At 71.2% G+C, this 17358-nt stretch carries 16 protein-coding genes and 1 pseudogene; 7 read left to right on the top strand and 10 right to left on the bottom strand.

Going from position 1 to position 17358, the window contains the following annotated elements; genetic code table 11:
* The 8 genes and pseudogenes from H0X00_RS02775 to H0X00_RS02810 form a co-directional block, all read right to left on the bottom strand.
* On the bottom strand, window positions 1-923 hold a 923-nt coding region (locus H0X00_RS02775), incomplete at its 3' end, for an AMP-binding protein (protein WP_293767181.1).
* Window positions 924-1056: 133 nt separating this feature from the next.
* Window positions 1057-1988: pseudogene (locus H0X00_RS23615) on the bottom strand (LLM class flavin-dependent oxidoreductase).
* Between the two features lie 103 nt (window positions 1989-2091).
* On the bottom strand, window positions 2092-3300 hold the full coding sequence (locus H0X00_RS02785) for an alpha/beta hydrolase (protein WP_293767184.1): 1209 nt from the start codon (window positions 3298-3300) through the stop codon (window positions 2092-2094).
* Between the two features lie 50 nt (window positions 3301-3350).
* Window positions 3351-4013, bottom strand: coding sequence for a TetR/AcrR family transcriptional regulator (locus tag H0X00_RS02790; RefSeq protein ID WP_293767185.1), 663 nt, complete (start codon window positions 4011-4013; stop codon window positions 3351-3353).
* Between the two features lie 13 nt (window positions 4014-4026).
* Window positions 4027-4767 carry an enoyl-CoA hydratase-related protein gene (locus H0X00_RS02795; RefSeq protein WP_293767186.1) on the bottom strand — a complete coding sequence of 247 codons (741 nt, stop codon included), beginning with the start codon at window positions 4765-4767 and terminating at the stop codon, window positions 4027-4029.
* Window positions 4764-5228, bottom strand: a complete 465-nt coding sequence (locus tag H0X00_RS02800; RefSeq protein WP_293767227.1) for an acyl-CoA dehydrogenase family protein — start codon at window positions 5226-5228, stop codon at window positions 4764-4766. The genes H0X00_RS02795 and H0X00_RS02800 overlap by 4 nt, the downstream gene beginning before the upstream one ends.
* 7 nt (window positions 5229-5235) lie before the next feature.
* On the bottom strand, window positions 5236-5370 hold the full coding sequence (locus H0X00_RS02805; RefSeq protein WP_293767228.1) for a nuclear transport factor 2 family protein: 135 nt from the start codon (window positions 5368-5370) through the stop codon (window positions 5236-5238).
* A gap of 10 nt (window positions 5371-5380) precedes the next feature.
* Window positions 5381-6280 (bottom strand): 1,4-dihydroxy-2-naphthoyl-CoA synthase, encoded by a 900-nt coding sequence (locus H0X00_RS02810; protein WP_293767187.1) that lies wholly within the window; start codon window positions 6278-6280, stop codon window positions 5381-5383.
* A 113-nt stretch (window positions 6281-6393) separates the two neighbouring features.
* Here H0X00_RS02810 and H0X00_RS02815 point away from each other — a divergent pair, with 113 nt between their 5' ends.
* The 7 genes from H0X00_RS02815 to H0X00_RS02845 all read left to right on the top strand — a co-directional run bounded on the left by H0X00_RS02815 (window position 6394) and on the right by H0X00_RS02845 (window position 15705).
* Entirely contained in the window at window positions 6394-7377 is a 984-nt protein-coding gene (locus H0X00_RS02815; RefSeq protein WP_293767188.1) for an LLM class flavin-dependent oxidoreductase, read from the top strand.
* On the top strand, window positions 7374-8315 hold the full coding sequence (locus H0X00_RS02820; RefSeq protein ID WP_293767190.1) for an o-succinylbenzoate synthase: 942 nt from the start codon (window positions 7374-7376) through the stop codon (window positions 8313-8315). The genes H0X00_RS02815 and H0X00_RS02820 overlap by 4 nt, the downstream gene beginning before the upstream one ends.
* The gene (menD, locus tag H0X00_RS02825; protein WP_293767192.1) at window positions 8312-9991 is read left to right on the top strand and encodes a 2-succinyl-5-enolpyruvyl-6-hydroxy-3-cyclohexene-1-carboxylic-acid synthase; all 1680 of its coding nucleotides are present in this window, start codon (window positions 8312-8314) and stop codon (window positions 9989-9991) included. Before H0X00_RS02820 ends, menD begins: the two co-directional genes overlap by 4 nt.
* A 94-nt stretch (window positions 9992-10085) precedes the next feature.
* On the top strand, window positions 10086-10664 hold the full coding sequence (locus H0X00_RS02830) for a hypothetical protein (RefSeq protein ID WP_293767193.1): 579 nt from the start codon (window positions 10086-10088) through the stop codon (window positions 10662-10664).
* Complete coding sequence (locus H0X00_RS02835; protein ID WP_293767195.1) at window positions 10658-12280, top strand: hypothetical protein; 1623 nt, start codon at window positions 10658-10660, stop codon at window positions 12278-12280. The genes H0X00_RS02830 and H0X00_RS02835 overlap by 7 nt, the downstream gene beginning before the upstream one ends.
* 159 nt (window positions 12281-12439) lie before the next feature.
* Entirely contained in the window at window positions 12440-14290 is a 1851-nt protein-coding gene (locus tag H0X00_RS02840) for a DUF3556 domain-containing protein (protein ID WP_293767196.1), read from the top strand.
* Window positions 14287-15705 (top strand): NAD(P)/FAD-dependent oxidoreductase, encoded by a 1419-nt coding sequence (locus H0X00_RS02845; protein WP_293767198.1) that lies wholly within the window; start codon window positions 14287-14289, stop codon window positions 15703-15705. The genes H0X00_RS02840 and H0X00_RS02845 overlap by 4 nt, the downstream gene beginning before the upstream one ends.
* Window positions 15706-15759: 54 nt before the next feature.
* On the opposite strand, the gene H0X00_RS02850 is transcribed toward H0X00_RS02845, so the two are convergent.
* Window positions 15760-16461, bottom strand: coding sequence for an ABC transporter ATP-binding protein (locus H0X00_RS02850; RefSeq protein WP_293767199.1), 702 nt, complete (start codon window positions 16459-16461; stop codon window positions 15760-15762).
* A gap of 159 nt (window positions 16462-16620) precedes the next feature.
* Window positions 16621-17349 carry an ATP-binding cassette domain-containing protein gene (locus H0X00_RS02855; protein ID WP_293767200.1) on the bottom strand — a complete coding sequence of 243 codons (729 nt, stop codon included), beginning with the start codon at window positions 17347-17349 and terminating at the stop codon, window positions 16621-16623.
* Window positions 17350-17358: the final 9 nt, after the last annotated feature.

Raw genomic sequence — 17358 nt, forward strand, 5'->3', positions numbered from 1 at the left:
ACGACCACGACCTCGGCCACCCCCGGGTGCCCGGCCAGGACCTGCTCCACGCTCTGCGCCGGCACGTTGACCCCGCCGGAGAGGATCACGTCGTCGGCCCGGCCGAGGACGGTGAGCACGTCGCGCCCCTCGCCGTCCGGGTCCAGGCGGCCGAGGTCGGAGCTGACGAACTCGCCGCCGAAGTCGGGCCCGCCGAGGTAGCCCCGGGCCAGTACCGGTCCGGTGATCGCGACCAGTCCGTCCTCGGTGATCCGCAGCCCGACCTTCTCCAACGGCAGCCCGTCGTACACGCAACCCCCGCAGGTCTCGGTCATTCCGTAGGTGCGCACCACCCGCGCCCCGGCCGTTGCGGCGCGGTCGACCAGTCCGGCCGGGATCGGCCCCCCGCCGAGCAGGATGGCGTCCAGGCCGGTCAGGTCGACCCCCGCGTCGAGCAGGCGGATCAGCTGGGTCGGGACCAGGGAGACGTAGCGCCGCTCGCCGGTCATCCCGGCCACTGTCGCGGCGAACGCGTCGGGCCGGAACCCGGCCGAGGTGTCCAGCACGGCGGGCTCGATGCCGGCGGCGCGGGACCGGAGCACCACCTGCAGGCCGGCGATCCGCGCCGCCGACATCGCCAGCAGCCATTGGCCTTCGCCGCCGAGGAACTCCTGCGTGGCCCGGGCCGAGTGCCGTAAGGCCCGGGCCGAGATCCGCACCCCCTTCGGGGTACCGGTCGACCCCGAGGTCGCGACCACCACCGCGGTCCCGGCCGGCACGCCCCGCGCGGCCGCCGGACCCAGCGCGCTCACCAGTCGGGCGCCCTCCGGGCCGGGCGGCACCAGCAACAGCGCCGGCCCGCGGCCACTCATGGCCGCATCCAGGCCGGGAATCTCCGCGGTGCCCGGAGGCACCGGGACGGGGACCAGATCGTGCGCGCTCATCGGGCGCCACGGTAGGGGGCGGCATGGTCGTCGACCCGGCTACCCCAGACCACAACCGAAAGAGCTGAGGTGCTCGGGGGCTGCTCAGTCGTCCCACCAGGCACGGTTGTGGTCTGGCCCAGTGCCTCCGGTGCTACGGAAGGCGGGGGAGGACCTCGGCGCCGATCAGCTCGACCATCTCCAGGAACTCGTGCTGCGGCTGCCCGCCCATGTCGAGGTAGAGCAGGTTGGTGTCGGCGTGCAGCATCTCGGCGCTGGTGGCCAGCCGTTCGACCACCTCGGCCGGGCTGCCGACCAGGGCCGGCCCCTTGGTCGTGAGCAGCTCGAAGTTGAACGGCTTCTTGATGAACGGCGGCGGGTCGGGGTTCACCCGCGGGATGATCTCGGCCATCAGCTCGAAGTAGGCGCGGTAGCGCGGTTCCCAACGGGCCCGGGCGCCCTGCGAGGTCTCGGCGACATTGACGTGCCAGCAGGCGCCGATCCGCGGCGTACGCGAGTGCCCGTAGGAGGCGTACCGCTCCCGGTACTGCTCGACGATCGGCGCGAACATCGCTGGATTGCCGAACGCGCTCGGCAGCATGAGATCCAGCCCGAGCCGGGCGGCCAGTTCCAGGCTGGACGGGGAGGCACCGCCGCCGATCCAGATCGGCATCGGGCCGACCGGCGGGGCTGCACGGTGAAGTCGACGATCGGAGCCCGGTGTCGCGAGCCCGGCCAGTTCACCGTCTTGCCGCTGCACAGCTCGACCAGCAGCTCGACGTTCTCGCCGAACAGCTCGTGCGAGTCCTGGATGTCCCGGCCGAACAGGTCGTAGGTGGAGACGAAGAAGTTGCCGCGGCCGACGACGATCTCGCAGCGGCCGCCGGAGAGCGCGTCGACGGTGGCGTAGTCCTCGGCGACCCGGACCGGGTCGAGGTTGGCGGCCAGGGTCACTGCGGTGGAGAGCGTCAGGTTCCGGGTGCGTTCACCGATGGCGGCCAGCACCACCGGGGGCGCGGAGGTCGTGTACTCCAGGCCGTGGTGCTCGCCCACGTACACCCCGCCGAAGCCCACCTCGTCGGCCACGGCCGCGGCCTCGACGATCGCGCGGTGCCGCTGCGCGGCGCTCTCTGCCGGGTGCCGGTCACCGGGTCGGTGACCTGGTCGCCCAGGGACATCAGACCGACCTTCACGCCCGGCTCCTCATGTGGCTGTGTCCGAGGTTGTGCTTGCTCAGCCAGCCGTGCACCAGGTCGGCGGCGGTGCCGAGGTGCGAGGCCTGATCGTCGCCGGCGAAGTAGTGGTTGGCCCCGGGCAGCTCGACTAGGTCCTTGTCGTTGTGCCCGATCGCCTCGAAGACCTGGTGCGGGTGGCTGACCGGCACGGCGTCGTCGCGGCCGTTGATCAGGACGAACGCCGGCACGCTGACCCGGGGCGCGGCATCGGCGGCGTCCACCTGCGCGGTCTCCAGCGACCACTGCGAGAGCCAACTGCGGGTGGTGGTGAAACGCATCATCGCGCCGGGGCTGGTGTTGGCCACCGCCGGATCGCCGAGGTAACTCCAGCCGGGCCGGCGACCGTTCGGTTCCACCGTCGGGTCCAGCCAGCGCGGGTCGGCCATCGTGCCGTGCACGACAAAGGCGTGCTCGTCGTGCGCGCGACCGGCGGCCTGCAGGGCGGCGAGCTTGTCCTGCGCGTACGCGGTGATCCGTGCGCTGCGTTCGCGCTGGCGCTCGCGGTAGGCGAGGAGGAAGTCGGCGGAGTACGGCGGCCGGTTCGGGTTCGCCGGGTCGTAAAGGTCGAACTCGTTCGCGCGGTTGCGGTCCGGGTCGGCCTCGTCGGTGATGGAGGCGTCCAGGAAATCGCTGAGCAGGCGGTGTCGGCTGCGCGGGGCAGCCAGCAGCATGACCGCGTCGGCCGCCGGGAGCTCGGTGTCACTGAGCGGGGTGGGCTCACCGGCGCCGGTGCGCGTGATGGCCGGCTTCTCCGCCTCGGCCTGGTAACCCATCATCGGCGAACCGCCGCCGCTCCAGCCGGCCAGCACGACCTTGCGGTAGCCGAGTCGCTCCTGGGCGTCGCGCACGCAGGCGCCGATGTCGAGCAGCACGTTCTCCATCTGGAGCGCCGCATCGCCCACGGTGTAGCGACTGGTGGAGCCGATGATGTGCAGTCCGGTGCGGGCCAGTTCGGGGAACAGCGGCAGGTAGGCGGGCGAACCGATCGGGTGCATGCAGATGATGACGGTGTCGGAGTCCGCCTCGCCGCGCAGCAGTTGCGCCTGCCGGGCGACGTGGTCGCCGACCGAGCCGTAGACGTCCTTGCGGACCGCGGACTCCTGCGTCACCACCAGGAACGGCGTGCGCCGGTACTTCACGCGGGGGACCTGCGGATCCGGCATGGCGGGACTATACCAAATGCTGTTTGGTTATGTCGATGTCGCGCTGGGAATCAGGCGGTACGGGCCTTGCCGCGCCGGGTCGCGGGCTTGGCGGCAGCGGGAGATGCCGCGGCGTTCTCGCGGGCGACCTTCACGGTGGCCGCGACGATCTGCTCGCAGACCAGGTCGAAGATCTCGTCCGCGCTCAGCGCCCGCTCCGCCTCGGCCTGGGCCATGTGCGGAGCCCGCTTCGGGTCCGGCTTCGTCGCGCCGGCGGCGGACTCGTGCAACGCACTGCCGATCGCGTACAGCTCGAGTGCCTCCATCATCGGCGCGATGGCGCCGATCGGGACGCCCTCCTCGGCGAGCATCGCGAAGGTCGCGTCCAGCTGCGAGGTGCCGATGCCCAGCGGCTCGCGGCGAAGCATCACCGGGACCAGGTCCGGGTGGTCGCGGAAGGCGGCCCGCAGTCGCCGCGCGTTGCGCAGCAGCCAGACCTGCCAGGGCTCCTCGTGGCCCTGCGGGACCCGGACCTCCTCCAGGGCCAGCTTTGCGGCGCCGACGACGATCTCTTCCTTGTTCTGGAAGTGGTGGTAGAGCGAGGCGCCGTTGACGCCCAGGCGTTCGGCGAGGCGGCGGATGCTGAGCCCGTCGATGCCCTCGGTGTCGATGATGTCCAGTGCTGCCTCGAGCGCCGCGCGCTTGGAGATCAAGGGGACCTTCGGACGTGCCACGTCGACGTTCTCCCTAGCTCGGTGCGGTGATGTTAGCGAGCAGGCCCAGAAACACGGTGCGGTCGAGCTCCAGTCGTGATTCAACCGTGAGCGCGGTCTGGTCGTGCAGCAGCGCGCGGGCCGCGAGCAGCGCCGCCCGCGGCTTGGCCGCCAGCGCGGCGGTGCGCTCAGCCACCAGGGCGTCGAGTTCCTCGGCCGAGTCCACCACGGCGGTCACCAGGCCGATCCGGTGCGCCTCGGCGGCCGGGATCCGCTCGCCCAGCAGCATCAGCTCCGCGGCTTTCTGATGACCCGTCAGGCGAGGGAGCAGCAGGGTGGACGCCGCTTCCGGAACCAGCCCGAGGTCGACGAAGGGGAAGCCGAAGATGCTGCGGTGCGTCGCGTAGACCAGATCGCAGTGTAACAGCACCGTCGAGCCGATCCCGAGGGCCGGGCCGTCGACGGCTGCGACCAGCACCGAGCGCAGGGCGGTCAGCGCCTGCAGAAACCGGCCCGGCGGCGAGTCCTCGCCGCGCACCGGATTCGCAGCCATGTCCCCCAGGTCGTTGCCCGCGGTGAAGGCACCGCCGGCGCCGGTGAGCACCAGGACCGCGGCACCATCGGCGTCGGCCTTGCCGAGTTCGTCGGCGAGGCGGGCGTACATCGCCGTGGTGATCGCGTTGCGCTTCTCCGGCCGGTTGAACCGGATCGTCAGCACGTCGCCGACGCGCTCGACCTCGATGTCGGAGGAGACGTCGGAGGAGAGATCACTCACGAGCGCCGCACGTCCTTCCAGGGGATGTCCTTGTCGACGCGGGGTTCGCCGGGCAGGCCGAGCACCCGCTCGCCGAGGATCGTGCGCTGCACCTCCGAGGTGCCGCCCTCGATCGAGTTGGCCAGCGAGCGCAGCCACGACTTGCGCACGTCCTTGACCCCGTCGAGCGCGGTGCCGGTCGGCGCGAAGCGCTCGTAGGTGTCCATCAGGAGGCCATCGGTGCCGAGCAGTTCGACGCAGAGTTCGTAGACGGCCTTGTTGAGCTCGGCCATCTGGAGCTTGGCGATCGAGCCCTCCGGCCCGGGGGTGTCCCCCGCCGACCCGCCCCCCGACGACGCGCGCAGGCTGGTCAGGCGCGCGGCCTCGGCCTGCGTCCAGAGCAGCATCAGCCGCTCCAACGTCACGGCGTCCGTGCGCCCCTCGGTCGCCGCGGCCTTGAACGTCTCCACCGCGCGGGCGATCGAGCCCTCAACCGCCGTAGGGCAGGTCGGCCGGCTCGTGCACGACGCAGTCCGGGCTGACCAGTTCCTGCAGGGTCGCGACGTCGTTGCCGAGGACAGCCTCGAAGAATCGCCCGACGATGCCGATTTCTGCGGATGACATCCGTTGCTCCTCAGAAGTACCAGGGGTAGGGGGACCAGTCCGGATCGCGCTTCTCCAGGAAGGCGTCGCGGCCCTCGACGGCCTCGTCGGTCATGTAGGCCAGGCGCGTGGTCTCGCCGGCGAAGATCTGCTGCCCGACCAGGCCGTCGTCGATCAGGTTGAACGAACACTTCAGCATCCGCTGCGCGGTCGGGCTCTTGCTGTTGATGATCTTCGCCCAGCGCAGCGCCTCGGCCTCGAGCTCGGCGTGCGGGACGACGCGGTTGATCGCGCCCATCCGGTAGGCGTCCTCGGCCGAGTACTCCTCGCCGAGGAAGAAGATCTCGCGGGCGAACTTCTGCCCGACCTGCCGGGCCAGGTACGCCGAGCCGTAGCCGCCGTCGAAGGATCCGACGGCCGCGTCGGTCTGCTTGAACCGCGCGTGCTCGCGGCTGGCGATCGCCAGATCGGAGACGACGTAGAGCGAGTGCCCGCCGCCCGCTGCCCAACCCGGGATGACCGCGATCACGATCTTCGGCATGAAGCGGATCAGCCGCTGCACCTCGAGGATGTGCAGCCGTCCCGCCTGCGCCGGGTCAACCGTGTCCGCGGTCTCACCCGAGGCGTACTGGTAGCCCGTGCGCCCGCGGATGCGTTGATCCCCGCCGGAGCAGAACGCCCACACGCCGTCCTTGGGCGCCGGCCCGTTGCCGGTCAGGAGCACGCAGCCGACGTCGGAGCTCATGCGGGCGTGGTCCAAAGCCCGGTACAACTCGTCGACGGTTCCCGGCCGGAACGCATTACGCACCTCGGGCCGGTTGAACGCGATCCGCACCGCGCCGGTGCCCAGGGCGCGGTGGTAGGTGATGTCGGCGAAGTCGAACCCGTCGACCTGCTTCCACGCGCTGGCGTCAAAGATCTCGGAGACCATCGCGCCACCGTACTTACCCGTTGCGTCCGACCAGACGTGGGCTATCGGACGCCGGCGGTCGGGCGTCCGCGCTGCGCGGGGCGTCGGAGCGGGGATGGGAGACTGCCAGCGCCATGAGCCTGCCGCTGTCCGTCCTCGACCTCGCCCCCGTCGTCAGCGGGACCTCCGCCGCGGAGTCGGTGCGCCGCACCGTCGACCTGGCCCAGCTGGCCGAGCGCCTCGGCTACGTCCGCTACTGGTTCGCCGAGCACCACAGTCTGCCCAGCGTCGCGAGCAGCTCGCCCGAGGTGCTGATCGCGCACGTCGCCGCGCACACCGAACGGATCCGGGTCGGCTCCGGCGGGATCATGCTGCCCAACCACGTGCCGCTGCGGATCGCCGAGGCGTTCCACACCCTGGCCGCGCTGCACCCCGGCCGGATCGACCTCGGCATCGGCCGCGCCCCGGGCTCGGAGCCGATCGCCTCCCAGGCGCTGCGCGCCTTCGACGGCAACGCGTTCTCCTCCTTGATGTCCGAGCTGATGCAGCTCTCCCGCGGCCTCTACGAACCCGGGCATCCGTTCCACACGCTGACGGTGATGCCGCCGGACGTCGAGCGGCCGCCGATGTTCCTGCTCGGCTCCTCCGGTGCGAGCGCGACGAGCGCCGGCCGGGCCGGCCTGGGCTACGCCTTCGCCTCGCACTTCTCCGCGACGGACCCGGCTCCGGCGATCGCGACGTACCGGGAGAACTTCCAGCCGGGCGAGGCCTTCGCGAAACCGCACGCGATCCTCGGGGTCGCGGCGGTCTGCGCAGAGACCGACGAGGCGGCGCAGCGGCTCGCGACCACGATGGAGCTGGCTTGGCTACGCATCGAGCAGGGCGAGTTCCTGCCGCTGCCGAGTCCCGAAGAAGCCGACGCCTACGCCTTCACCGCCGGCGAACGGGCCTCGATCCAGCGGCGCCGCCAGCTGACGGTGACCGGCAGGCCGAAGACCGTGCGCGAGGAGATCGAACGCCGGGTCGTGGCCGCGGGCGCGGACGAGGCCATGGTCGTCACCAACATCTGGAGCCACGAGGCCCGGTTGCGTTCTTATGAGCTGCTGGCAGCAGCGTGAGCGCCGAGCTCTTCGTCTACTCCATCGAGATGCGGACGAAGTTCCGCGGCATCACCGTGCGCGAGGGCGCCCTGATCAAGGGGCCCGCCGGGTGGGGGGAGTTCGCGCCGTTCGCCGAGTACGACCCGACCGAGTGCGTGCCCTGGCTGCGGGCCGCCCACGAAGCCGCCTTCGAAGGCTGGCCGGAGCCCGTCCGTGACCGCATCCCGGTCAACGTCACCATCCCCGCGGTCGGGCCGCAGGAGGCCTACGACCTGGCGGCGGCCTCCGGGTGCGGGACGGCCAAGGTGAAGGTCGCCGAGCGGGGCCAGAGCCTGGCGGATGATCTCGAACGGGTCGAAGCGGTCCGCGACGCGCTCGGTAAGGCGGGCAAGCTCCGGATCGACGCCAACGGCGGCTGGGGGACCGACGAAGCCGTCGCGGCCATCGCGCTGCTGGACCGCTTCGATCTGGAGTACGTCGAGCAACCGTGCGAGACGGTGTCCCAACTGGCCGCGGTGCGCCGCCGGGTCGAAGTGCCGATCGCCGCCGACGAGTCCATCCGCCGCGCCACCGACCCGTTCCTCGTCGCCAGCCAGAACGCCGCGGACATCGCGGTGATCAAGGTGGCTCCGCTGGGCGGGGTCCGGGCGGCGCTGGAGATCGTCGAGCGGATCGGGCTGCCCGCGGTGGTCTCCTCCGCGTTGGAGACCTCGGTGGGCATCGCCGCCGGCGTCGCGCTCGCAGCCGCCCTGCCGGAGCTGCCCTACGCCTGCGGGCTGGCCACCGTCGCGCTGCTGGAGCAGGACGTCGTGGCCGAGGGGTTCCTGCCGGTCGACGGCTACCTGACGGTCCGTCGCCCCGAGCCCGATCCGGCGCTGATGGCAGCGGCGACGGCGGGCGCGCACACCCGGGATCAGTGGCAGGCGAGAATCAGGGACGTGGAGAAGGCGCAGTGAACCCGGCCACCGCCCAGGCGCGGGTGCTCGCCGACGAACTCGCCCGCAGCGGAGTGCGCGAGGCCGTGATCGCGCCCGGCTCCCGCTCCGGCCCGCTCGCCCTCGCCCTGCTCGACGAGCCGCGGATCCGCGTCCACGTCCGCATCGACGAACGCTCCGCCGGCTTCCTCGCGCTCGGCCTGGCCGCCGCGAGCAGGACATGCGTCCCCGTGGTCTGCACCTCGGGCACTGCCGCCGCGGCGTTGCACCCCGCCGTGGTCGAGGCGGACGCCGCCGGGGTCGGCCTGCTGGTGCTGACCGCCGACCGGCCGCCGGAGCTGCGCGGCACCGGCGCCAGCCAGACCATCGACCAGGTCGGTCTCTACGGGCGCGCGGTGCGGATGTTCACCGAGGTCGGGGTCCCCGAGCCGATCCCCGGCCAGGTCGCCTACTGGCGTTCTCTGGTCGGGCGCGCGGTCGCCGCGAGTACCGACGGCCCGGTCCACCTCAACGTGCCGTTGCGTGAACCGCTGACGCACGACGGCGACCTGTCCTGGTGCGAGCCGCTCGACGGCCGCGCCGACAACGCCCCCTGGGTTCACCTCCATCGAGCCTCGGATCGCCGCGGCCCGCGGTTCGGGGGGCCAGATCTGGGCGCGGCGCCCGAGCGCGGCGTGGTGGTGGTCGGGGACGGAGCCGCTGATCCGCTCGCGGCCGTCGCGCTGGCCGAGGCCCTCGGCTGGCCGGTGCTCGCGGAGCCCGCGAGCGGCGCCCGGCAGGGGCCGAACGCGGTCGCCGGCTACCCGTTGCTGCTGGCCGACGCCGTGGCCGGTGACCTCGTGCCCGAACTGGTCATCAGCGTCGGCGGCCCCGGTCTGTCCCGCTCGCTGCTCGCGTACGTCCGGAGCGCCGAGCGCCACATCGTCGTCGACCCCAGCCACCGCTGGGCCGATCCGACCCGCACCGCCTCGCTGGTGCTCGACCTGGTCCCGCGGCCGGGCGACGGAACCCCGCCGGGGCCGTGGCTCGAGCGGTGGCGCGAGCTCTCGAAGGTGGTCGGCAACACGATCGACGGCGTCCTCGACGACGCCATCGAGGCCGGCGACCTGCCGGAACCCGCCGTGGCGCGGGCGCTCGGGCGCGCGATGCCCTCCGGGTCGCTGCTGGTGACGGGGCCCAGCCGCTCGGTGCGGGACCTCGAATTGTGCCTGCCCGCCCGGGACGACATCGTCGTGCTGGCCAACCGCGGCGCGAACGGCATCGACGGGGTGGTGTCCACGGCGATCGGGGCCGCGCTCGCGCACCAGGTCGGTGGCGACACCGACCCCGCCTACGCGCTGATGGGCGACCTGACCTATCTCTACGACCGCAACGGCCTGGTGCTCGGCCCGGACGAGCCTCGCCCGGACCTCACTCTCGTCGTGGTGGACAACGTCGGCGGCGGCATCTTCTCGATGCTCCCGCAGGCCGGGGTAGCCGGTTTCGAGCGCGTTTTCGGCACCCCGCACTCCCTGGACCTGGTCGCCGACGCGGCCGCCGCCGGGATCCCGGCCACCACCGCGAGCACCGCAGCCGACCTCGAGGCCGCGCTGATTCCCGGCGTCGGCCTACGGGTAATCCGCGTCCGCACCGACCGGGACGCCACCGCTGAGCTGCACCGCCGATTGCAGAAGGCGGTCACCGCCGCCCTGCGGTAGCGCCGCATCCGGTCCGGTGGACGAACCCGGGCCCGAGTTTCCTGGCCGTCGAGGGGTGACGGGCGGGTCCGCGTAGGGCAGGGTCACGACCCTGATGACTGCCGTGGGTCGCGTCCTGCTCCGCGTGCTGCTGAGCGCCCTCGGGCTGCTGCTGTTCGTGGGCAGTCGGGTGAGCCGCCGGTTCCGCGCGCAGATCACCCGGGACGTCGTCATCGAGGTGACGAGTGAGGACGGGGTCGCCCATCACTACGCGTTCACGGGCCTTACCCGGTCGGTTCGGTCCGGCCGGGGCCGAGCACCGGCCCCGGCCGATCTGGCCGTCACCTTCGACACCGCCATGCTCGGCTTCCGGACGCTGATCCGCACCGACGCGGTCGGGACGGTCATCGGGCTGATGCACCAGCGTCGCGTGACCTACACCGGCAACGCCGTCTACGTGCTCTGGTTCTGGGGCCTGACCCGGATGGTGCTGCCGTACGGGCGGGAGCGCCGCGACCGGACGCCGCTGCCCGGCGCCCTGCTCGCGCCCGACCCCGCCAGCAAGGTCGCCGACCGGATCACCCGCGAGCCGGTGGCCAGCACTCTCGACGCGGCCTGGCCCGAGGCGCACGTCGCGCAGCGCGCGTTGCCTTTGGTCCGCGGCTCCAGCGGCGAGGACGTGACGATGTGGTGACCGACCCCGACACCCTTCCCCGCCTCGACGACCGGGCCCGCGGCTGGCTGCGGTTCATCTGGGAGAAGGCGACGACCCCGGACGACTGGTCCAGCGCCGGCGAGCCGAATCCGTGGTGGGACAGCACCTCCACCCCGCCGATGTGCAGCCTGGGCCGGTTCGACCTGCACGAGACCGGCTACGTGCTGCCGGTGATGTGCGACCTGACGCCGGCCTGGCGGGAGGGCTACGCCCGCATCGCGGACGAGCTGGTGGGTCGCTACACGACCTTCTGGGCCGCGGTGGACTGGCTGACCACGATCGGGCCCGATCCGAACCAGGAGAACTATCCACCGCTCTGGCAGGCCTACCTGCCGGAGTTCCTCCGCGGCAGTTACGACGTCCCCGGCTGGACCGCGAACGGCGTCGCGCCGTGGGGTCTGCAGCCCGACCCGATCGGGGCCGACGGCAACAACTTCTTCCGCGGCTTCTTCAACCTGCTGATCGGCTTCTACGACTACGTCGCCGGCGACGACAAGTGGGCGTCGCCATTCAAGGTGACCGGCTACCAGGACCGGCTCTTCGACTGGGACCGGCACCGCATCGTCAACTTCATGGTCGACCAGTGGGCCGAGCGGCCGGCCGGAGTGCACTGCGAGAACACCAAGGTCTGGCCGTTCTGCGTCTCCGGCGCCGGGCTCGGTCTCCAGCTCTACGACAAGCTGCACGGCAAGGACACCCACTACGTGTTCGGCCGCTGGGCGCAGTACTGCCGCGAGAACTACCTCAAGACCAACCGCCGCGGCGAGATCACCCAGTTCACCTTCTACTACGACCCGTTGGAGAAGGCCCACTTCCGGTTGCGGGACGAGGTCTCGGCGTACGCGTCGCTGGCCATCACCCCGTACGTGGTGCCGCAGGACCGCGAGCTGGGCGAGCTGCTCTACACGTCCTCGGTGCGCCGCCTCGGCTGGGACGACCCCCGCAAGCCGCTGCTGCAGCTGCACCCGGACCCGCGCTTCCTGCTGGTCGCGCTGGTGGTGGCCCGCGAGCTCGGCGACCACGAGACCGAGGCGCGCCTGCGCGCGGTGGCCGAGCGGGACTTCGAGCCCCGGTTCTTCGGCCCGGACGCCGACATGTTCGGCTGGTTCTTCGGCAACGGAGAGCCCTGGCCGCGGGGCCAGCTGGCCAGCCTGATGATGCTCAGCGAGCTCGGTGAGCCCGGTGCGTGGGGCCGGGTCTTCAACGAGCCCAACGTCGCCAAGTTCAGCCAGCCGACGGTCACCGGGGTCGACTACCCCCGCCTGGGGATCGCCCAGGCCTGGAATGCCCTCGACGCCGGGGTGCTCTGGGTCGAGACCTACGCGGGGACCACCGCGGCCCGCGGCGCCGCGACCGCGTTCTCGGTCACCCAGCTCCCGCACGTCGCCGACCTGGAGATCTCCTGCGACGGGGCCGAGTTCCCCGGCTGGCGGGCGTCCGGGCCGGATTCGATCGAGATCACCACGACGGTGGACGCCCACCGGTTCCGGATCCTGACCCGCTTTCACGGCTCGGACGCCGCGACACGCGCGGTCACCACCACCACTCCGGGAACCGTGTATTCGCCCTCGGCCTGTGGCGGCGGGTGCTGCTAGCTGCGGCTTTACCGGCCGGGGTGCGCAGGACTGTGCCCGAGTCACAAGAACTGGCGGCTAGTTCGTGGGCCGCGCCTAGTGGCCCTCGTCACAGCCTGTCCTAGCGTGGGCAGGACCCTCATATCCACCTGAATCACGTTCGTCCCGGGAGTGCCAAGCATGGGATTCAAGACGCCTGATTTCCCGCCGGTCGATCCGGAGACGTTCCTCGACAAGCCGCTGATGGAGCGCACGAAGACCCTCGCGCTGCACTGGTGCGAGTACGGCTTCGGAACGCCGAAGATGGTCCACACCATCTACATCCTCAAGCTGCTGTTCTTCTACATCGGCGTGGGCGTCTGCCTCGCGGTGCTGACCTCGGACGTCGGGGCGCCGTGGGAGATCGACGGCTGGTGGGACGAGCCGATCGTCTTCCAGAAGTTGGTCCTGTGGACCATGTTGCTGGAGACCCTGGGTGTGGCCGGGTCCTGGGGCCCACTTTCCGGCACCTTCAAGCCGATGACCGCCGGCGTCCTTTTCTGGGCGCGGGTCGGCACGCTGCGGGTCCGGCCCTGGAAGGCCGTCCCCGGAACCAACGGTGACTCCCGGACGATCGTCGACGTCGGCCTCTACCTCGCCTTCCTGGCCACCATGCTGCTCGCGATCGTGGTGCCCGGTAAGGACAGCGGGTCGCTGAACGCGGTGCTGCCGGACAACGAGGCCGGCTTGATCCGACCGGCGCTGCTGATCGCCCCCATGGTGCTGATCGTCCTCATCGGCCTCCGCGACACGATCGTGTTCCTGGCCGCGCGCTCGGAGCAGTACCTGCCGTGGATCTTCTTCTTCACGGTGCTGGACTTCACCGACATGATCGTCGCGGTCAAGATCTCGATCTGCCTCATCTGGATCGGGGCCGGGGTCTCGAAGTTCGGCCACCACTTCAGCAGCGTCGTCGCGCCGATGATGTCCAACTCCCCGGCGCTGCCGTCCAAGAAGATCAAGCGGTGGATGTACCGGGACTTCCCGAATGACATCCGCCCCGGCAAGCTCGCCCAGTTCCTGGCCCACGGCGGCGGCAGCTTCGTGGAGATCACCGCGCCGCTGGTGCTGCTGTTCTCCACCAACCGTGAGCTGACCATCGCCGCGGTCGTGCTGATGGTGGTCTTCCACGTCTTCATCATCACCGCGTTCCCGCTGGCGGTCCCGCTGGAGTGGAACGTGATGTTCGCCTTCGCGACGGTCTTCCTGTTCGCCGGCTTCCCGGCGCAGGACGGGTTCGGTGTCGGCGACATCTCCGGCGGCTGGCTGGTCGCGGTCCTCGTGATGGGCCTGTTCTTCCCGATCCTGGGCAACCTGCGGCCGGACCTGGTCTCGTTCCTGCCGTCCATGCGGCAGTACGCGGGCAACTGGGCCTCGGCGCAGTGGGCCTTCTCCTCCCTGGCGGCCGAGGCCAAGCTCAACAAGCTGACCCCGCGGCCCCACGTCAACCAGATCGACCAGCTGACGACCGGCATGGGCTACCCGCAGGCGATCGCGGAGACCACGCTGCAGCAGACGATCGGCTGGCGGACCATGCACAGCCAGGCCCGTGGCCTGTACTCGCTGCTCATGCACCACGTGCCGAACCTGGACAAGGCGACCGTCCGCGAGGCCGAGTTCGCCTGCAACTCCATCGTCGGGTTCAACTTCGGCGACGGCCACTTCCACGACGACGACCTGCTCGCCGCCATCCAGAAGCGGTGTGGCTTCGAGCCGGGCGAGTTCATCGTGGTCTGGGTGGAGTCCCAGCCGATCCATAAGCCGACCCAGACCTACAAGGTCATCGACGTCGCAACCGGCGTCCTGGAGCGGGGCACCTGGAACGTCGCCGAGGCCGTCAACGAGCAGCCCTGGCTGCCCAACGGCCCGATCAACCTCAACGTCACCTGGACCCGCGAGGGCTACGTCCGGCCCGGGAACTACGTGGTCCCGGACTCGCTGCGGGTGCAGGCGGCCAAGGCAGCGGCGAACGAAGTCGGGCAGCCTGCTTGAGCACAGCGCTCGTGGTGGGGGCGGGCCCGAACGGGCTCGCCGCCGCCGCGGTCCTGGCCGAGGCCGGGGTCTCGGTCACGGTGCTGGAGGCCACCGCCGAGATCGGCGGTGGCACCCGCACGTCCGAGGCGATCGTGCCCGGCCTGCTGCACGACCAGTGCTCGGCGGTGCACCCGATCGCGGTCGGCTCCAGGGTCCTGCGTGACCTGGAGCTGGAGAAGCGCGGGCTGAGCTGGTGCTGGGCCGAGATCGACTGCGCCCACCCGCTGGACGGCGGCAGCGCCGCGCTGCTGCACCGGTCGGTTGCCGAGACCGCCGGTGGTCTCGGGGCGGACGGGCAGCGCTGGCGCCGGCTGTTCGAGCGCACCTCGGCCGGCTACGACGACCTCTCCGAGGACATCCTCCAGCCACTGATCCGCTTCCCCTCCCACCCGGTCCGCCTGGCCCGGTTCGGGATCCCGACGCTGCTGCCGGCCACCGCGCTGGCCCGCGGCTTCGACACCGAGGAGGGCCGGGCGCTCTGGGGCGGGGTGGCGGCGCACGCCATGCGGCCGCTGAACCGCCCGCTGACCTCCGCGATCGGCCTCGGCATCCTGACGGCGGGTCACCGCCACGGCTGGGCGGTCGCCGCGGGCGGGTCCCGATCGATCACCGATGCGCTGGCGTCCGTGGTCACCGAGCACGGCGGCACCATCGAGCTGAATACCTACGTCCGCGCGGCCGCGGACCTGCCGCCCGCCGACGTCGTGCTCTTCGACCTGGCCCCGGCCGCGGTCGCGGACATCCTGGGGCACACGTTGCCCCGCCGGGTCGCGCGGGCCTACCGGAAGTTCAAGCACGGCCCCGCGGCGTTCAAGGTCGACTACGCCGTGGACGGCGGCGTTCCGTGGATGAACGCCGAGGTCGGCCGCGCCGGCACCGTGCACCTCGGCGGCACCTTCGCCGAGATCGCGGCCAACGAGCGCGAGGTGCACGCCGGCCGGATGCCCGAGCGCCCCTTCGTCCTGGTCGCCCAGCAGTACCTGGCCGACTCCGGCCGCTCCGTCGGCGACATCCACCCGCTCTGGACCTACGCCCACGTCCCGGCCGGCTACACCGGCGATGCCACCGAGGCGATCACCGCCCAGATCGAGCGCTTCGCCCCGGGGTTCCGGGACCGAATCGTGGGCCTGGCGGTGCGGACCCCGACCGAGTTCGCGCGCTACAACCCGAACTACGTCGGCGGCGACATCGTCACCGGCGCCAAGACCGGGCCGCAGCTGCTGCTCGGCCCGCGGCTGACCGCGCAGCCCTACGACACCGGGGTGCCCGGGATGTACCTGTGCTCGGCCGCGGTGCCGCCCGGCCCCGGCGCCCACGGCATGTGCGGCGGACACGCGGCAGCCCGGGCGTTGAAGCACCTCAAGTTGAGCTGACCCAGCGTCAGGACCTGTGGACAACTAACCATTAGGCGTGACACGCCTACTGGTTCAGTGGCCGACGTCGGCCCCGACGTACTCGGCGAAGACGTCATCGCCATCCAGCTCGGACGGTTGGCCGACGAACGCGACCTCGCCCTTGTTGAGCAGGTAGACGTAGTCGGCGACCTCGAGGGCGCGGGTGACGTACTGCTCGACCAGGAGCAGGCTTGAGCCCTGGTCGCGGAGCAGGGCGAGGAACTCGAAGATCTCGTCGACGATCTTGGGCGCGAGGCCCATCGAGACCTCGTCGAGCAGGGCGACCTTGGGGCTCTGCACGTAGGTGCGTGCGAGGGCGACCATCTGCTGCTCGCCGCCGGACATGGTGCCGCAGGCCTGGCCCAGCCGCTCGCCGAGGCGGGGGAAGGCGGTGCAGGCCTTCTCGATGGATTCCTTCTCCTCGCCGGCGGGGGACTGCAGGATCAGGTTCTCCCGCACGGTGAGGTTGGGGAAGATGCCCCGGCCTTCGGGGACGTGGCAGATGCCGCGCTTGACGAGTTGGTGCGGCGCCTTCTTGGTGACGTCCTCACCGTCGAGGACCAGCTGGCCTTCGGTGGCGTGGATCAGGCCGGAGGCCAGGCGCAGCAGGGTGGTCTTACCGGCGCCGTCGGCGCCGAGCAGAGCGACCACCGAGCCCTCGGGCACGACGAGGTCGACCCCGCGCAGCACGGTGGTGCCGGCATAGCCGGCATGGACGCCCTTGAGCTCGAACATGGAGACCGCCTCTCAGACCTGGGCCGCGTCGAAGTTTTCACCGAGCGCGTCCTCGACCGCTTCACTGCCGAGGTAGGCCGCGCGGACCAGGTCGGAGGTGCCGACCTCACGTGCGGTGCCCTCGAAATTGGCTTACCGAAGTCCAGGACGTGGATGTAGTCACACGTGGACATGACCAGGGCCATGTCGTGCTCGACGATGAGGATCCCGACGCCGCGGTCGGCGACGAGGGAGCGCAGGATCTCCCCGAAGCGCTTGGTCTCGGGCTTGTCCAGGCCCGGAGGACGGCTCGTCGAGCAGCATGATCTGGAACCCGCCGGCCATGCAGCGGGCCAGTTCGACCAGGCGGCGCTGACCGGTGGACAGGTCGGCGGGACGGCGGTCGATCAGCTCGCTGATCCCGCAGGCGTCGATGGCCTCTTCCACGGCGCTGGCGACCGTGGCCGCGTCCGAGCGCTTGCCCAGGATGTGGCGCCACGGCTTGGACCCCGCGAGGCCCGCTTCTCGGCCGAGGGAGACGTTGTCCCGCACCGTCAGGGAGTCGAACAGTTCCATGCGCTGGAAGGTGCGCCCGAGGCCCTTCTGGGCCCGGTGGTGCGGGGTCGTCCCGGTGACGTCCTCACCGAAGAGGTGCACCGTGCCGGAGGTCGGGCGCAGTAGGCCGGTGCAGGCGTCGGCCCAGACGCCCTGGAAGAAGCTCGACATCGCGATGAGGGCCGCACCCATGCGGATCCCGTCGGTGTTCGCGTTGTACATGTCGGCGATCTCGCTCGCGGTCTGGTTCGCCTCCGGGGGAGGGAGCCACCCGGCCGCGAGGATGCCACCGAAGAAGACCGCGACGAAGATCGGTCCACTCCACAGGCACGCGCGTTGGATTCCCGGCGTCATCTGCCCAGC

It is taken from the genome of Sporichthya sp., from assembly GCF_013815995.1.
Taxonomy (GTDB): Bacteria; Actinomycetota; Actinomycetes; order Sporichthyales; family Sporichthyaceae; genus Sporichthya.